The sequence below is a fragment of the Lysobacter terrae genome (genome assembly GCF_054782215.1).
Window position 1 is genome coordinate 370,461 of sequence record NZ_BAAGSX010000001.1, and the last position, 16,458, is coordinate 386,918.

General features: G+C 66.5%; 16 protein-coding genes. 12 read left to right on the plus strand and 4 right to left on the minus strand.

Translation table 11 applies throughout. From position 1 onward, the window contains the following. Positions 1 to 23 precede the first annotated feature (23 nt). From queA to secF, 5 genes are all read left to right on the plus strand, one after another. Positions 24 to 1,109: a tRNA preQ1(34) S-adenosylmethionine ribosyltransferase-isomerase QueA gene (queA, locus tag ACYVJ8_RS01845; protein ID WP_460709191.1), complete on the plus strand. Its 1,086-nt coding sequence runs from the start codon at positions 24 to 26 to the stop codon at positions 1,107 to 1,109. Between the two features lie 70 nt (positions 1,110 to 1,179). Then, on the plus strand, positions 1,180 to 2,325 hold the full coding sequence (tgt, locus tag ACYVJ8_RS01850) for a tRNA guanosine(34) transglycosylase Tgt (protein WP_460709192.1): 1,146 nt from the start codon (positions 1,180 to 1,182) through the stop codon (positions 2,323 to 2,325). Between the two features lie 77 nt (positions 2,326 to 2,402). Continuing rightward, positions 2,403 to 2,741, plus strand: a complete 339-nt coding sequence (gene yajC / locus ACYVJ8_RS01855; protein WP_460709193.1) for a preprotein translocase subunit YajC — start codon at positions 2,403 to 2,405, stop codon at positions 2,739 to 2,741. A 58-nt stretch (positions 2,742 to 2,799) separates the two neighbouring features. Continuing rightward, the gene (secD, locus tag ACYVJ8_RS01860) at positions 2,800 to 4,668 is read left to right on the plus strand and encodes a protein translocase subunit SecD (RefSeq protein WP_460709194.1); all 1,869 of its coding nucleotides are present in this window, start codon (positions 2,800 to 2,802) and stop codon (positions 4,666 to 4,668) included. Positions 4,669 to 4,681: 13 nt separating this feature from the next. Next, positions 4,682 to 5,629, plus strand: coding sequence for a protein translocase subunit SecF (gene secF, locus ACYVJ8_RS01865; protein WP_460709195.1), 948 nt, complete (start codon positions 4,682 to 4,684; stop codon positions 5,627 to 5,629). A gap of 60 nt (positions 5,630 to 5,689) precedes the next feature. On the opposite strand, the gene ACYVJ8_RS01870 is transcribed toward secF, so the two are convergent. Continuing rightward, a complete protein-coding gene (locus ACYVJ8_RS01870; RefSeq protein ID WP_460709196.1) occupies positions 5,690 to 6,508 on the minus strand; it encodes an inositol monophosphatase family protein in 819 nt (272 codons plus the stop codon). A 101-nt stretch (positions 6,509 to 6,609) separates the two neighbouring features. On the opposite strand from ACYVJ8_RS01870, the gene ACYVJ8_RS01875 reads away from it, so the two are divergent. The 3 genes from ACYVJ8_RS01875 to ACYVJ8_RS01885 all read left to right on the plus strand — a co-directional run bounded on the left by ACYVJ8_RS01875 (position 6,610) and on the right by ACYVJ8_RS01885 (position 10,626). Beyond that, positions 6,610 to 7,413 (plus strand): RNA methyltransferase, encoded by an 804-nt coding sequence (locus tag ACYVJ8_RS01875; RefSeq protein WP_460709197.1) that lies wholly within the window; start codon positions 6,610 to 6,612, stop codon positions 7,411 to 7,413. A 107-nt stretch (positions 7,414 to 7,520) separates the two neighbouring features. Next, positions 7,521 to 8,453 carry a phosphate/phosphite/phosphonate ABC transporter substrate-binding protein gene (locus tag ACYVJ8_RS01880; protein WP_460709198.1) on the plus strand — a complete coding sequence of 311 codons (933 nt, stop codon included), beginning with the start codon at positions 7,521 to 7,523 and terminating at the stop codon, positions 8,451 to 8,453. Between the two features lie 40 nt (positions 8,454 to 8,493). Beyond that, the gene (locus ACYVJ8_RS01885) at positions 8,494 to 10,626 is read left to right on the plus strand and encodes a putative bifunctional diguanylate cyclase/phosphodiesterase (RefSeq protein ID WP_460709199.1); all 2,133 of its coding nucleotides are present in this window, start codon (positions 8,494 to 8,496) and stop codon (positions 10,624 to 10,626) included. A 26-nt stretch (positions 10,627 to 10,652) separates the two neighbouring features. Here ACYVJ8_RS01885 and ACYVJ8_RS01890 read toward each other — a convergent pair whose 3' ends face one another. Together ACYVJ8_RS01890 and ACYVJ8_RS01895 are read right to left on the minus strand one after the other, a co-directional pair. Then, complete coding sequence (locus tag ACYVJ8_RS01890) at positions 10,653 to 11,318, minus strand: exopolysaccharide biosynthesis protein (protein WP_460709200.1); 666 nt, start codon at positions 11,316 to 11,318, stop codon at positions 10,653 to 10,655. Beyond that, positions 11,302 to 12,630: a hemolysin family protein gene (locus ACYVJ8_RS01895; RefSeq protein WP_460709201.1), complete on the minus strand. Its 1,329-nt coding sequence runs from the start codon at positions 12,628 to 12,630 to the stop codon at positions 11,302 to 11,304. The genes ACYVJ8_RS01890 and ACYVJ8_RS01895 overlap by 17 nt, the downstream gene beginning before the upstream one ends. 299 nt (positions 12,631 to 12,929) lie before the next feature. On the opposite strand from ACYVJ8_RS01895, the gene ACYVJ8_RS01900 reads away from it, so the two are divergent. Together ACYVJ8_RS01900 and ACYVJ8_RS01905 are read left to right on the plus strand one after the other, a co-directional pair. Next, positions 12,930 to 13,556 (plus strand): DUF47 domain-containing protein, encoded by a 627-nt coding sequence (locus ACYVJ8_RS01900; protein WP_460709202.1) that lies wholly within the window; start codon positions 12,930 to 12,932, stop codon positions 13,554 to 13,556. Positions 13,557 to 13,566: 10 nt separating this feature from the next. Beyond that, complete coding sequence (locus tag ACYVJ8_RS01905; RefSeq protein ID WP_460709203.1) at positions 13,567 to 14,688, plus strand: inorganic phosphate transporter; 1,122 nt, start codon at positions 13,567 to 13,569, stop codon at positions 14,686 to 14,688. A gap of 69 nt (positions 14,689 to 14,757) precedes the next feature. On the opposite strand, the gene ACYVJ8_RS01910 is transcribed toward ACYVJ8_RS01905, so the two are convergent. Then, on the minus strand, positions 14,758 to 15,168 hold the full coding sequence (locus tag ACYVJ8_RS01910; protein WP_460709204.1) for a hypothetical protein: 411 nt from the start codon (positions 15,166 to 15,168) through the stop codon (positions 14,758 to 14,760). A gap of 74 nt (positions 15,169 to 15,242) precedes the next feature. On the opposite strand from ACYVJ8_RS01910, the gene ACYVJ8_RS01915 reads away from it, so the two are divergent. After that, the gene (locus ACYVJ8_RS01915; RefSeq protein WP_460709205.1) at positions 15,243 to 15,641 is read left to right on the plus strand and encodes an MGMT family protein; all 399 of its coding nucleotides are present in this window, start codon (positions 15,243 to 15,245) and stop codon (positions 15,639 to 15,641) included. A 150-nt stretch (positions 15,642 to 15,791) separates the two neighbouring features. Beyond that, positions 15,792 to 16,454 (plus strand): rhomboid family intramembrane serine protease, encoded by a 663-nt coding sequence (locus tag ACYVJ8_RS01920; RefSeq protein ID WP_460709206.1) that lies wholly within the window; start codon positions 15,792 to 15,794, stop codon positions 16,452 to 16,454. Positions 16,455 to 16,458: the final 4 nt, after the last annotated feature.

Genomic DNA, 16,458 nt, shown 5'->3' on the forward strand with positions numbered 1-16,458 from the left:
CCCCCCAAAGGTCCCTCCGCGTTTTGAAGAAGTCTGATTTCCACTACGACCTGCCGCAGGAACTGATCGCGCAGGCGCCATTGCCCGAGCGTTCGGCGAGCCGCCTGCTGGTGGTGCCGCCGGGTGCGTCCGACGGGCGCTTCGAGGATCGCTTCGAGGATCGTGCCTTCCGTGATCTGCCCTCGCTGCTGCGCGCGGGCGATTTGCTGGTGTTCAACGACACGCGCGTGATTCCGGCGCGGCTGTTCGGGCAGAAGGCCACCGGCGGCCGCGTCGAAATCCTGATCGAGCGCCTGCTCGGCGGTTTCGACGCGCGCGTGCAACTGGGCGTGAGCAAGTCGCCCAAGACGGGCGCGCGCATCGCGTTGGATGCCGGCGGCGAACTCGAAGTGCTCGGCCGCGAAGGCGAGTTCTATCTCGTCCGCTTCCACGTGCCCGAATCGCTGGAGCAGTGGCTGCTGCACGCGGGCCGCCTGCCGCTGCCGCCGTACATCCAGCGTGAACCCGGCGCGGACGACGACGAGCGCTACCAGACTGTATTCGCGCGCGAAGTCGGCGCCGTGGCCGCGCCGACCGCGGGCCTGCATTTCGACGATGCGCTGCTCGACACGCTGCGTGCGAAGGGCGTGCAGTTCGGCCATGTCACCCTGCACGTCGGCGCGGGCACGTTCCAGCCGGTACGCGTCGACGATCTGGCGCAGCACGTGATGCATAGCGAGTGGCTCAACGTCGGCCCGGAACTGATCGAACAGATCCGGCGCACGCGCGCCGCCGGTGGCCGTGTCGTCGCCGTGGGGACCACCGTCGTGCGCGCGCTGGAAAGCGCGACACGCGTGAACAAGGCGGGCGAGCGCGAGCTCGAGCCTTTCGCCGGTGAAACCCGCTTGTTCATCCTGCCGGGCTATCGCATCCGCTCGGTGGATGCGTTGATCACCAACTTCCATCTGCCGGAGAGCACGCTGCTGATGCTGGTGTCGGCGTTCGCCGGCAAGGCGCGGATCTTCGCCGCGTACGCGCATGCGGTGCGGGAGCGGTACCGGTTCTTCTCGTATGGGGATGCGATGTTGTTGTATCCGCGCCCAGATGAAATAGGCGGGCAGAGCGAATGAGCGCGTCGCAACGCGTTATGAAAATCCACGTGCGGGCTTTTCAATCGAATCCCCCCGGAATAGCGCACCCATGAGCCGGATGTCCTTCCAACTGCTGAAAACCGACGGCGCCGCGCGTCGTGGCCGGATCACGTTCCCGCGCGGCACGGTGGAAACGCCTGCGTTCATGCCGGTGGGCACCTACGGTTCGGTGAAGGGCGTGCTGCCCGAGCAGGTCCGCGAACTCGGCGCCGAGATCATCCTGGGCAACACCTTCCATCTGTTCCTGCGCCCTGGCCTGGACGTCATCGGCGATCACGGCGGCCTGCACGGCTTCGCGCGCTGGAACGGGCCGATCCTTACCGACTCCGGCGGCTTCCAGGTCTTCTCGCTGGCGCACCGGCGCAAGATCACCGAGCAGGGCGTGAAGTTCGCCGCGCCCACCGACGGCTCGCAGGTCTTCCTCGGTCCGGAAGAGAGCATGCACATCCAGAAGGTGCTCGGTTCCGACATCGTGATGATCTTCGACGAATGTCCGCCGGTGCATATCGAAGGCAAGCCGGTCGGCGCGGATCTCGTGCAGCGCTCGATGGAACTGTCGCTGCGCTGGGCGGAGCGCTCCAAGCGCGCGCACGAAGGCAACGATGCGGCGCTGTTCGGCATCGTCCAGGGCGGCGTGCACCACGATTTGCGTACGCGCTCGGCGACCGGTCTGAAGGCGATCGGCTTCGACGGCTACGCGATCGGCGGCCTCGCCGTGGGCGAAACCGAAGAAGAGCGCAACCGCATGCTGGATCACACCGCGCCCCAGCTCCCCACCGATCAGCCGCGCTACCTGATGGGCGTGGGGCGTCCGGAGGATCTGGTGGAGGCCGTGGCGCGCGGCGTCGACATGTTCGATTGCGTGATGCCGACCCGCAATGCGCGCAATGGCCACTTCTTCACCGCGACCGGCGCCGTGCGCATCCGCAATGCGATGTACGAGCGCGATACCCGGCCGATCGAGGAGGGCTGCGACTGCTACACCTGCCGCAACGGCTTCAGCCGCAGCTACTTGCGGCATCTGGACCGCTGCAACGAGATGCTCGGCCCGGTTCTGGGGACTTTGCACAACCTGCGCCATTACCAGCGCCTGATGGCGCAGATGCGCGAAGCCATCGCCGCGGGAACCTTCCTGGCGTTCCGGGAGTCCTTTTACGCCGCACGTTCCCTGCCGGTCCCCCCGCTGGGGGGCTAGCCCCGCCCATTGCTGCCCGGCCAAGGGTCGGGGGCATGGCATAATCCGCCGTTATTTCGCATCCGGACGCATCCAAGATGAACCTGCTCGACCTCCTGATCGCCCCTGCCTATGCCCAGACCGCGGCCCAGCCGCAGGGCTTCGGCGGCTTGGGCCTGATCATGCCCATCGCGCTGATCGCGATCATGTACTTCCTGATGATCCGCCCGCAGATGAAGCGGCAGAAGGAACACCGCACCATGCTCGACAAGCTGTCGAAGGGCGACGAAGTGCTGACCAACGGCGGCATCGCCGGCGTGGTCACCGACATCGGCGAGAACTTCATCACGGTCGAAGTCGCCGACAACGTGCGCCTGCGCATCCAGAAGGGTGCCATCGCAAACGTTCTGCCCAAGGGCACCTTGAAGTCGGCCTGATCCGCCGCCACCACGTTTGGCAAGTTGGCGGCCGGGGAGCTGCCACGGGAACCCTTCGATGCTGACTTACGCACGCTGGAAATACGTCGTCCTTTTGTTCGTCCTGCTGCTCAGTGCCGTGTTCGCGGTGCCGAACATGTTTCCGCAGGACCCCTCCGTGCAGGTCACGGCCAACCACGGCGCGCCCGTCGACGAGGCGCTGCGCAAGCGCGTCGCCGACAGCCTGCAGAAGGCGGGCATCGCGACCAAGCAGATCGAGGTCGACAAGAAAAAGAACAACCTGCTGGTCCGCCTGACCAATCCGGATCTGCAGGTGAAGGCGGCCGACGCGCTGCGTCCGGAGCTGGGCAGCGACTACATCGTCGCGCTCAACATCGCCTCGACCACGCCCGAGTGGCTGGAAAAGGTCGGCGCGCGGCCGATGTCGCTGGGCCTGGACTTGCAGGGCGGCGTGCACTTCCTGATGCAGGTCGACCAGAAGGCGGCGCTGGAAAAGCGCCTGGACGCGACGGCCGAAGACCTGCGCGTGCTGTTGCGCGACAACCGCATCCCCTACGTCTCGGTCGATCGCCGCCCCGACAACAGCATCGTCGCCACGCTGCGTGATCCGGGTGCGGTCGCTACCGCTACCGGCTTCATCGCCAAGAGCCAGCCGACGCTGCAGCAGCAGCCGCAGGGCAACCAGATCGTGCTGCAGGCGCAGCCGGCCGAGCTGCAGCGCTATGCCGCCGACGCCATCGATCAGAACGTCACCACGCTGCGCAATCGCGTGAACTCGCTGGGCGTGGCCGAGCCGGTCATCCAGCGCCAGGGCAACGACCGCATCGTGGTCGAGTTGCCGGGCGTGCAGGACACCGCGCAGGCCAAGCGCATGATCGGTGCGACCGCGACGCTGGAATACCGCGCCGTGGTCGAAGGCAATCCGGTCGAAGCCGTCGAGAGCGGCAACATCCCGCCGGAAGCCCGCGTCTATTACCGTCGCGAGCGCGGCCCGGACGGCAAGCAGATCCCGATCCTGCTCAACAAGCGCGTGATCGCGTCCGGCGACCAGCTCGTCGGCGCCACCACCGGCTTCGACCAGCGCAGCGGTTCGCCGACGGTGTCGGTGCGCCTCAACAGCGCCGGTGGCCAGCGCATGTTCGATTTCACCAGCGAGAACGTCGGCAAGCCGATGGCGGTGGTGTACATCGAGCGCCTGCCGGAGGTGAAGATCGTCGACGGCAAGGAAGTGCGCAGCACCCGCGTCAGCGAGGAAGTCGTCTCGGTCGCCACGATCCAGGGCGTCTTCAGCAACGAATTCCAGACCACCGGCCTGAGCAGCCAGGAAGCGGCCGACCTGTCGAAGCTGCTGAAATCGGGCTCGCTGGCCGCGCCGATGGACTTCGTCGAAGAGCGCATCGTCGGTCCGAGCCTGGGTAAGGAAAACGTGGAACGCGGCCTGAAGGCGGTGACCTTCTCGTTCGCCTTCGCGCTGATCTTCTTCCTGGTCTACTACCGCATGTTCGGCCTGATCACCTGCATCGCGCTGCTGCTCAACCTGGTGATGGTGTTCGCGCTGATGTCGTTCTTCGGCGCGACCATGTCGCTGCCGGGCCTGGCGGGTATCGCGCTGACGGTGGGTATGTCGGTCGACGCGAACGTGCTGATCAACGAGCGCATCCGCGAGGAATTGCGCCTGGGCCTGCCGTCGCAGACGGCGATCGCCACCGGTTACGACCGTGCCGCCGGCACCATTCTGGACGCCAACATCACCGCGTTCCTGGTCGGCCTGGCCATGGCCGCGTTCGGCACCGGCCCGCTGCGTGGCTTCGGCGTCACCACGATGCTCGGTATCGCCACCTCGGCCTACACCGCCGTGTCCGTCTCGCGCGCGATCGCCACGCTGATCTACGGCGGCCGTCGCAAGCTGAAGTCGATCTGGATCTGAGGAAGCCGCTTACATGAAACCCTTCAACGTCTTCCCTTACGACAGCAAGATCAACTTCATGCGCGTGCGCATGGCGTCGCTGGTCGTCGCGGCCCTGCTGATGTTCGCGGCGTTCGGTGCGATGGCCGTCAACGGCTTCAACTTCGCCCTGGACTTCACCGGCGGCGTCGGCATCGAACTGCGTTTCGCCAAGCCCGTGGACGTCGAGACCGTGCGCTCGAACCTGGCCAAGGCCGGTTACGACAACGCGCAGGTGCAGAGCTTCGGCACCGGCACCGACCTGCTGATCCGCCTGCAGAAGCGCGAAGGCGGCAGCAACGTCGCCACCAGCATCGCGCAGGAAGTGCGGCAGGCCGCCGCGTCTGCCGACAACCCGGCCGAAGTGCGCAGCAGCGCCGAGATCAGCGCGCAGGTGGGTAAGGAGCTGCGCGACAAGGGCATTCTGGCCCTGGTGTTCGTGGTCGTCGGCTTCCTGATCTACATCTCGTTCCGCTTCGAGTGGAAGTTCGCCGTCGCGGCGATCATCACGACGCTGCACGACGTGGTGATCGTGGTCGGCTGGTTCGCGCTGACCGGACACGAGTTCGATCTGACCGTGCTGGCCGGTGCGCTATCGGTGATGGGCTACTCGGTCAACGACACCATCGTGGTGTTCGACCGCGTGCGCGAGAACTTCCGTTCGCTGCGCGCCTCGCCGTCGGAGGTGCTCAACGCGTCGATCAACCAGACGCTGTCGCGCACGGTGATCACCTCGTTCGTGGCCTTCCTGACCGTGCTGGCGCTGTACATTTACGGTGGCAACTCGCTGCGCGGCATGGCCGAATCGCAGATGCTCGGCATCATCATCGGTACCTTGTCCTCGATCTTCGTCGCCTGCCCGCTGTTGATGTGGCTGGGCGTGACCAAGCAGGACCTGATGCCGAAGGCACGCGACGAGGCGGCACTGGCGCGTCGCCCGTAAGCCGGTTCGAAGGCAACAAAAAAGGCCGCGCAATGCGCGGCCTTTTCTTTTGTCGCGGGGTCAATCCAACGCGTTCGCGTATCCCGTCGCCACGATCTTGTTCTGCAGGGCATCGCAGATCTTGAGGTTGCCGGCGACCAGCGCGCGCCCCATCAGGCCGCGCGTGTCCATCGGGCCGGTGCTGCGGCCGCGGTAGTCGACGACCTTGCCGCCGGCCTCGCGCACCATCAGCGCGCCGGCGGCGATGTCCCACGGCTTCACCCCGGATTCGAAGTAGGCGTCGGCGCGGCCGCAGGCGACATAGGCCAGGTCCAGCGCCGCCGAACCGGTGCGGCGGATGTCCTCGGCCTCGAGCAGCAGCGTATCGATGCACTTGAGCTGGGCGCTGACGTTCTTGCGCTCGCGCGGCGGGAAGCCGGTGATCAGCATCGCCCCGGCCAGATCCTTGCGCTCGGCGACGCGGATCTTCTTGTCGTTGAGGGCCGCGCCGCCGCCGCGGCTGGCGGTGAACAGCTCGTTGCGCAGGGGGTCGAAGATGACGCCGTGGATCGGCTCGCCGTTCTCGACCAGGGCGATCGAAATGCAGAAGTGGGGGAAGCCGTGCAGGTAGTTGCTGGTGCCGTCGAGCGGGTCGATCACCCAGGTATAGCGGCCGGCGCCCTGCGCGCCGCCTTCTTCGCCCAGGATCGCGTAGTCAGGCGTGGCCTTGCGCAGTTCCTTGATGATCGCGGCTTCGGCCAGGCCATCGACTTCGCTGGCGTAGTCCATCCGCTCCTTCTGCACGACATTGAGCGCGTCGAGCTTGTGCATGTTGCGCAGCAGGACGTTGCCGGCGGCGCGGGCGGCCTTGATCATGAGGGTGACGGCGGGTTTCTGCATGGCGTTACGAGCCTCTCTGATCGGGGGCGGGGGACGGACTGGCGGGTGCGAAAGAGCGGACCGGTTCGGAGACCGGGGCGCGGAGTTTACCATTGGCCCGCATGAGTACCGATTCCACGACCGGCCGTTCCCCAGGCCAAAGCATTGCCGCCGAGCGCATCCGCATCGTTCTGGTCGGCACCCAGCACCCCGGCAACATCGGCTCGGCGGCCCGGGCGATGAAGACCATGGGGCTGTCGCGGCTGGTGTTGGTCGCGCCCGAGCGCGCGCCCGACGCCGAGTCCTACGCCCTGGCGGCCGGCGCCGACGACGTGCTGGCGGCGGCGGTGACCTTCCCGACCCTGGCCGAGGCCGTCGCCGATTGCCAGCGGGTCCTGGGCTGCACCGCCCGTAGCCGCCGCATCGCCCTGGAGGAACTGGACCCGCACGCGGCCGGCGCGCGTGCCGTCGGCGACGCCGTGGGTGGTGCGCAGGTCGCCATCGTCTTCGGCCGCGAGCGCACCGGGCTGAGCAACGACGAATACGAGCTCTGCCACGCCGCGGTGCACATCCCGGCCAATCCGGACTACAGCTCGCTCAACCTCGCCATGGCCGTGCAGGTGCTCAGCTACGAAGTGCGCTTGGCGGCGCTGGCGAGCGACTTGGGGGCCGGCGGAGCGCCCGACGAAGAGGAGCGCCACGAGCCGGTGCCCCATGCCGAAATGGAAGGGTTCTTCGCCCAGCTGGCGCAAACCCTGGACGCCATCGATTTCCACAAGGGCCGCGCCCCCGAATCGGCGATGCGAAAACTGCGCCGCCTGTTCCTGCGCGCCCAGCCGGATGCGCGCGAGGTGCGGATTTTGCGGGGCGTACTCGCCGACGCCCAGCGGATGGCCCGCCTGGCCGGGGAAAGGGGCGGGGAGTAGGGGTCGGATAGGCGGCGCATAGCGCACACGGAACGGCGTGAAGAGCATTCGCCTAGCTCGACCTTTTGCTTTAGTCTGCGGCGTCGTCTGCATTCCGGTTCGCCTGCTTGAGCGCCAGTCTGTTTGCCCCATTGCGACGTATCGCCGCCCTGGCGCTCGCTTTCGTCCTCCTGCTCCCGCTGCCGGCCCTGGCCGGAGATCCGGGCGTGCTCGTGATCGGCCGCATCAGCGACGATCCGAAGGCGCATTACGAACAGCTCAAGTCCCTGCTCGATTACGTGGTGCCGCGGATGAAGGACGTCGGTATCCGCGAGGGCCGCATCCTGATGGCCAAGGACGCGACCCAGATGGCCAGTTACCTGCGCCGCGGCCGCGTCGACTGGGTCACCGAAACCGCCGGCACCGGCATGCTGCTGAAGCAGCGCGCTGGGGCGAAGACGCTGCTGCTCACCGAGCGCGACGGCACCAGCCACTACCACTCCGTTTTCTTCGCCCGCGCCGACAGCGACATCCGCTCGCTCGACGATTTGCGCGGGCATAGCGTCGCCTTCCAGCGGCCGAGTTCGACCAGCGCGTACTTCTTGCCGGCCACTGAGCTCCTGCATCGCGGCAACTCGCTCGAACTGCTGCTGTCGCCCACGGACAAGCTGGATTCCAGCGTCGTCGGTTACGTCTTCGCACGCTCCGAACTCAACATCGCCACCTGGGTGCACAAGCGTCTGGTGGACGTGGGCGTCATGAGCAATCTGGACTGGGACAATCCGCGCCGGGTACCGACCGCATTCCGCCAGGACCTGCGCGTGATCGGCCAGACCGGCGATGTGCCACGTGCGCTCGAACTGGTACGCAGCGATCTGGATCCCAAGGTCGAGGCGCGGCTGCGCCAGATACTCTGCGATGCGGCGAAGGATCCGCAGGCGCGCGATGCCCTGCAGGGCTTCTTCCAGACCACGCGTTTCCTGCCGGTCGACACGGCCTCGAAGCACGCACTGGACAATCTCGCCGATGGCGTAGCCCGTGTCCGTAGCGAAGTGGAATGAGGCGAGGACGCATGCGAGCGATCGACAGGGCCTGCCGCGGATGAATCTTCGCTACGGATTGCAGGCCCGCTTCCTTGCCCTGATGGCGTTAGCGCTACTGGTGGTGCTGGCGTTGATGACGCTGCTGTGGAGCCGGCAGGCGCGCATGCAGTCGGAAGTCGAGACCGTCACCCGCGACGGCATGGAACGCATCGTCAGCGCCAGCCTGCGCCGCCAGGGCGAAGGGCTGGTGACGCAGTTGTCGGACTCGCTGGCGAACCCGTTGTACTACTTCGACCTCGATGCGATCGGCGCGCTCAGCCGCACGGCGCTCAACCAGCCGGGCATCCGCTACGTGCTGGTCTTCGACGCCGAAGGCAACATCCTGCACGACGGCAGCGAGGAAATTCCCAGCTACGGCAAACGCATGGACGACGCGATGGCGCCGCAGGCGATCGCCGCGCCGCAATTGCTCACGCAGTTCAGTGATGAGGTGATGGACGTCGCTGCGCCGGTGATGATCGGCAATGAGCGCATCGGCGGCGTCCGCGTCGGCTTCGACCTGCGCGGCCTGCGCAACGACCAGGACGCGGCCGTCGGCGAATTGCGCACGCGCCTGGACGAACTGGCGCGCCGTCAGCTGTTGTGGGTGGTGGTGCTCAGCGCCAGTCTGATCGGCCTGGGTGTGCTGATGCTGTGGCTGATCCAGCGCTTCCTGGTGCAACCGATCCGGCAGTTGGCCGATGCCGCGCACTCGATCGAAATGGGGCATTTCGAAACCGCGCGTACGCCGGTCAGCAACCGCAACGACGAAGTCGGCGATCTGCTGCGCGCGTTCAACCGGATGAACACCTCGGTCGCGCGCCACGATCGCGAAATCCGCCGCATGGCTTACACCGATGCGCTGACCAGCCTGGCCAACCGCCTCGCCTTCCGCGAGACGCTGGACGAGCGCCTGCTGCAGATGCAGGGCGCGGGCCGTCAACTGGCGCTGCTGTTCGCGGACATCGACGACTTCAAGCGCGTCAACGACACGCTCGGCCACGACGCCGGCGACGAGGTGCTGCTGCAGTTCGCCCAGCGCATCCGCGAAACCGTGCGCCGCATCGGCGGCGCCGGTGCGGCACTGGCGCGCTTCGGCGGCGACGAGTTCGTGATCCTGGTCGAGCCCGACGCGCAGACCGGCCAGGACGCGCGCGAGGTGGCCAGCCGCCTCGCCGAAGCGCTGGTCATCGAACTGGGCCAGCCGATCACCGTGCACGAGCGCCAGGTGTTCCTGGGCACGTCGATCGGTATCACCCTGTTCCCGCAGGACGCCTCCGGCGCCAACGCGCTGATGAAGAACGGCGACATCGCCATGTACCAGGCGAAGGTGGCCGGCAAGAACTGCTACCGCTTCTACAGCCGCGCGATGGATCAGGCGGTCGAGCGCCGCGTGCATCTGGAGCACGAACTGCGTGGCGCCTGGGATCGCGGCGAACTCAGTCTGGTGTATCAGCCGTTGTACCGGGTTTCCGACAACGCGCTGCTGGGCGCGGAAGCGCTGCTGCGCTGGGAACATCCCGAACACGGCACGATCGCGCCGTCCGTCTTCATCGACGTCGCCGAACAAAGCGGCCTGATCGAAACGCTCGGTCCGCAGGTGCTGCGCGCGGCCTGCCAGGACGCGGTGCGCTGGGGCGACAAGCGCGGCGATCGCGAGCCGCTGTTCGTTTCGGTCAATCTGTCGCCGCGTCAGCTGCGCACCGGCGATCTGCCGCAGATCGTGGCCGGCGTGCTGCACGACACCGGTCTGGATCCGGGCCAGTTGCATCTGGAGCTCACAGAGACCGCCGTGCTCGGCGACGAATCCCTGGCCAGCGCGCTGCTGTCGCAGTTGCGCAGCACCGGCGTGCAGGTGTGGCTGGACGACTTCGGTACCGGCTTCTCCGGACTCAGCCATTTGCGGCGCGTGCCCATCGACGGCGTGAAGATCGATCGCAGCTTCATCGCCGACATCCTGCGCGACCCGGACGATCTGGCGCTGACCACCGCGATCATCGCGATGGCGCATTCGCTGGGCATCATCGTCATCGCCGAAGGCGTCGAACGCGAAGGGCAGTACGACCTGCTGCGCGAACGCGATTGCGACCTGGCCCAGGGCTATCTACTGGGTCATCCGCTGACGATGGCGGAATTCCAGGCGCTGCTGTAACCGCAGCGGCGCTGCGGCGCGGCGCCTTATATCAGCATGTCGATCCAGCGCGTGGCCGCGGAGGCCAGGCTGCCCGACAGCACGCCGAATACCGCGATGGCCGCGACACTCGCGACCCAGGCGGAAGCGAGCAAGCGGCCGTCGCGCTCCAACAGCGCCAGCGCGAACACCAGCAGCAGTATCGCGAACAGCACGTTGGTAAACGGAATCGGCAGCGACAGCAGTACGCCTTGCAGGACCAGGTTGAGCCCGGTGAACGCGCTGGCGATGGGGTGATCGAGCAGCACGTGCGCGCGCGGCTTCACCACGCGTTCCAGCCGTGTCAGCCACGGGCCGAGCTTGTTGCGGAACGTCGCCATGGCGTGACGGTGCGGGCCGCGCCGGCTGAGGAAGTCGGGCAGCCAGGGCTCGTTGCGTCCGAACAGCAGCTGCACGCCCACCAGGATCACCAAGGGGCCGCTGATGACGCCGGCCACGCCGGGAATGAAGGCGGTCGGGATCGACAGGAACAAGAGCATGCCGAAGGCGCGCTCCTCCAGGCCGCCGAGCACGTCGTCGAGGCGGATGACCTCGTTCGGATCGCCCTGAGCGAAGCGGTCCAGCAGGACACGCGTGCTGACTTCGGGTGTGCTGACTTCGGGCGCGTCGGCTTCCGGCGCCTCGGCCGGCCGGTGCTTATTCGGCGGCGTCATCGGCCTGCGTTTCCTCTTCCTTGCGCGTGTACTGCAGCAACAGCTTGTCGATGCGCGGGCCGTCGAGGTCGACGACTTCGATCCGCCAGTCGTCCCAGTCGAAATTCTCGCCCACGTGGGGAATCCGGCCGAAATGCGCGATGACCATGCCCGCGGCGGTGTGGAAGTCGTGCTCTTCCTCGCCCGGCAGGCGGCGGCCGCCGATCAGTTCGCGCAGCTCTTCCAGCGGTAGGGCGCCATCGATGTACCAGGAGCCGTCCTCGCGCTGGACGACCGGCGGTTCGTGCGCGTCGGTCTCGTCGTGCAGCGTGTCGTAGACGCGGCCCATGACCGCGCCCATCAGGTCGTTGACCGTGACCACGCCGCTGACGTCGCCGTATTCGTCGACCACCAGGGCGAAGGACTGCTGCTCTTCGCGGAAGATCTCCAGCAGCTTCAGCGCGTGCGTGGATTCGGAGACGAACAGCGCCTCGCGCAGGTCGCCGAACAGGTCCACCTCGGCGCTGCCGATGCGGTCGAGCAGGAGCTTCACTTCGAGCACGCCGAGCACGTCGCTGTCGCTGCCGCGATACACGGGGTAGCGCGAATACGGATGCTCGCGCATCGCGGCGAGGTTCTCTTCGGCGCTGGCGGAGGCGTCGAGCCAGGCGATGCGCATGCGCGGCGTCATCAGGCTCTCGGCGGTGCGATCGCCCAGGCTGAGCACGCGATGCATCATCTTGCGCTCGTCGGCGTCGATCACGCCCTGCTCGTGGCTTTCGCTCACCAGCATGCGGATTTCCTCTTCGGTCACGCGCTCGCCGCCGCTGCTGCCCAGGCCGATCAGGCGCATGACGTTGCGTGTGCACCACGCGAGCGCCATCACGAAGGGCTTGGCCGCCTTGGCGAAGAAGTCCATCGGATAGGCCACCGCCGCGGCGATCTGCTCCGGACGCAGCGTGCCGATGCGCTTGGGCACCAGTTCGCCGATCAGCCCGAACAGGAACAGCATCAGCAGGAAGCCGGAGGCGAATCCGATCTTGCCCGCATACGGCGCAAGCAGCGGTATATCGCGCAGCGGCGCCGCGATTTCGACGCCCATCGACTCGCCGCCGAAATAGCCGGTCAGCAGGCTGAGCAAGGTGATCCACAGTTGCACCGCCGACAGGAAGCTTTCGGGGTGCTCGGCCAGCTCCAGCGCCTTGGCGGCGCGGCGGCTGCCCAGCGCCATCTGCTTGAGGCGGGTCTTGCGGGATGTCATCACCGCCATCTCCGACATCGCGAAGAAGGCGTTGAACAGGATCAGGGCCAGGACGATCAGGAAATGCAGCATCCGGGCCGTTCCATGAGGGGGAAGTCAGCGCCGAAGGATGGGGGCGCGGCGGGGGGGAACTGCGGTTTTGGGTCGTCGTCCATGGGAAGGCGGCAGCGTGGGCGGGGGGATGTTAGCAGGCTACCTGTCGGCGCCCCGGCATGCGGAAAGGACGCCGTCCCTTCGTATTGGGGGCCGCGGCGGCCCGGGACAAGCGGCCGGGATCGCCGGGGGGTGGGCTTCCATGTCACCGAACCGTCATAATCCGTCGCCGCCAACCGGCCCATTCCGCTGCCAGATCGACGACGAGGCTCTCCAGCATGTTCTCCCTGCAAACCATCTTCGGCCAAGGCATGCAGTTCTATACGCTGCTGGAAGCGGCCGCCAACGCGGCGCACGACAGCACCAAGGCCCTGCACGCGATGCTGAAGGACACCGGGCGGGCGCCTTCGCTGGATGCCTTCAAGCTGGCACGCCAGCGCGAACGCGAGGCCTCGGACAAGATCAGCCAGGAGCTGGTCAACAGCTTCATCACCCCGATCGAGCGCGAAGACATCGAAGGGCTGGGCACCGCGCTGTACAAGATCCCCAAGCAGGTCGAGAAGTTCGCCGACCGCTACTCGCTGGCCCTGACCCATCTGCAGGGCATCGATTTCGCGCCGCGCGCGGCGATGCTGGAACAGGCCGCCGCGGTCGTGGTCGAGATGGTCCACGACCTGCGCAACATGAAGCTCGAGCGCATGAAGGAGCTCAACGACCGGCTGCGCTCGATCGAGATGGAAGCCGATCGCCTGATGCTCGAGCTGTACCGCGACATCTACTCCGGCAAGCTCGACCATCTGCAGATGTTCCTGCTCAAGGAATTCTTCGAGATCCTGGAAAAGGCTATCGACCGCTGCCGCGAGGCCGGTGTGGTCGCCTACGAAATCGTGTTGAAGAACAGCTGAGGCGCCGGTCATGCTGACCCTCCTGATCGTCGTCATCGCGATGGCGTTGCTGTTCGAGTTCATCAACGGATTCCACGACACCGCCAACTCCATCGCGACGGTCGTGGCGACCAAGGTCCTATCGCCGGGGCAGGCCGTGATCCTGGCCGCGGCGATGAATCTGATCGGTGCGTTCTGGGGCACCGCGGTCGCCAAGACGATTTCTTCCGGCCTGATCAACACCGACGTGGTCCATGTCAGCTCGCAGGTGATCATCTGCGCGCTCGCCGGTGCGATCGTGTGGAACCTGATCACCTGGTGGCGCGGACTGCCGTCGTCGTCGTCGCATGCACTGATCGGTGGCTTGTGCGGTGCGGCGATGGCCGCGGCGCACAACAATTGGGCCGCGCTGATCTGGTCCAAGCTCGGCGATGAAGGCTGGACCTCGAACAAGGGGCTGCTGTGGAAGGTGCTGCTGCCGATGGTGAGTTCGCCGGTCGCGGGCTTCCTGCTCGGCTTCCTCATCCTCGCGCTGTTGTACGCGATCATCGCCGGCATGAAGCGCGCACGCGGCGCGCTGGCGCGCGCGGCGCGGCCGCGCTGGGTCAATGCCTTCTTCGGCAAGGCGCAGCTGTTGTCGGCCGGCTACATGGGCTTCGCCCACGGCACCAACGATGCGCAGAAGACCATGGGCATCATCGCGCTGGCGATCTTCGGCGCGCAGAGCTCGGGCGTACTGGATGGACTGCCATCGTGGTTGGCGTTCCTGCATCCCGATGGCGGTGAGAAGGACATCGACAGCTGGATCATGGTTTCGTGCGCGCTGGTGATGGCGGCCGGTACCGCTGCCGGCGGCTGGCGCATCATCAAGACGCTGGGCCACAAAATGGTGAAGCTGCATCCGATCGACGGCTTCGCCGCCGAATCCGCTTCGGCCACCATCCTGGTGACCGCCGCGCATTTCGGCATGCCGGTCTCGACCACGCACAGCATTTCCACCGCGATCATGGGCGTGGGCTTCGGCAAGAATCCGCGCAAGCTCAAGCTGACCGTGATCGAACGCATCGTGTGGGCCTGGATCCTGACCCTTCCAGCCGCTGCCGGTGTCGCGTACGGGCTTTTCAAGCTGATCGAGGCGATGGGCTGGACGTGACGCTCGCGTACGACATGCAATAAAAAAGGCCCGCTATGCGGGCCTTTTTCGTGGCGCACTGCACCGGATTCAGAGCAGATCGCCGCCCGCCGACATCATCCGTTCCATGCGATCGCCCAGCCCGCCGATTTCCAGCACCAGGCGATCGATTTCCGCCGCGTCCAGCCCTTCGTACGGGCGATTCTCGACCAGTTGCAGGTACGGCACGCCGTCCAGATCGCCGATCGCGAGATAGCCGACGACGCTCTGCCAGTTGAACGCCAGCGCGCGCTTCGCATCCATGCCGGTGGTCGGCGCGATCGCGGTGCTCACGCGCAGATACGGGCGCCCATCGTCGTCGTCGAGTTCGGACAGGAAGATCGACTGGTGCCGGGTGCCTTTCTCCAGCGACAGCTCGATGCAGATCACGTCCTCCTCGTGCAGGGTCGCGTTGTAGCCGGCGGTCTTCACGTGGCGGCGGAGGGATTCGAAGTTGCGCACCATAGGGCTCCTTGCGTTCGTCTTGGGCAAGCGGCCGGGGGACCGTCTGCAGCATCGGCGGCTATGCTACCGCGATGGACCTGGACACGACCAAACGCATCCTCGCGGCGATCCGCGCGATTCCGAAGGGAGAAGTGGCCGGTTATGGCGAAGTCGCCCGCCGCGCCGGCCTGCCGGGCCGCGCGCGCCTGGTGGCGCGCCTGCTCAGCCAGAACGAAGACCGCCGCCTGCCTTGGCATCGCGTGCTGCGTTCGGACGGCCGGATCGCATTCCCGGAAGGCTCCGAGGGCTGGCGTGAACAGAGTGCCCGCCTGCGCAGCGAAGGCGTGAGGGTGGAGAACGGCCGCGTACGCGGCCAGAACGCGGCCGTCACGCCGGAACAGGCGTTGGATGCGGAAATCTGGGGCGCGCCGCCGTTATCGCCGTCGCGGCGCGTGTCGACCGCGTCCAAGACCAAGACCGGCATGGCGTGAAGTCTGCTGCGAAGAAGGTTCGGAAGGCCGCTGCGAAGGTCGGTTCAAGGTCGAAGACAACGCCGGCGCCCAAGCGCTGACGATTCCAGCCACGTCGCGACGCGGTGGATGCCGCTTGCCGCTACCATGTGGCATCCCCCGAGGTGCCCGATGTTCTCCCGACTTCCCCCCGTGACCAAGGGCCTGTTGATTGCCAACGGGCTGATGTTTCTCCTGCAGTGGCTCGTAGGCGACGAGCAGTTCTACACGCTCGCGTTGTGGCCTATCGGCATCGACGGCAATTGGTTCTCCCTAGGCTTTATGCCGTGGCAGTTGGTGACCTATGCATTCCTGCATGGCAGCCTTCCGCACATCGTCTTCAATATGCTCACCCTGGCGATGTTCGGCTCGCAGGTCGAATACGTCTGGGGCCAGAAGCGTTTCCTTACGTTCTATCTGGTCTGCGTAGTCGGTGCTGCGCTCTGCCAGTTGGCGGTGGGCTGGTGGACCCTGTCGCAGGGCGGGCAGCCGTATCCGACGCTCGGTGCATCCGGCGGCATCTTCGGCCTGTTGCTCGCGTATGGACTGATGTTCCCCAACCAGCGCGTGATGTTGCTGTTCCCACCGATCCCCATGAAGGCGCGTACGCTGGTAATCCTGTATGCCGTCGCCGAGCTGCTGTTCGGATTGAACGGTTGGCAGCCGGGCGTCGCGCACTTCGCCCACTTGGGCGGCATGCTGTTCGGATGGTTGCTGCTGCGGTATTGGAGCGGGAAGCCGCCGTTTGGCCGCGGCCGACGCCGCGGCCGTTTCAGTCCACGCATCGTTCGTTGAGGAA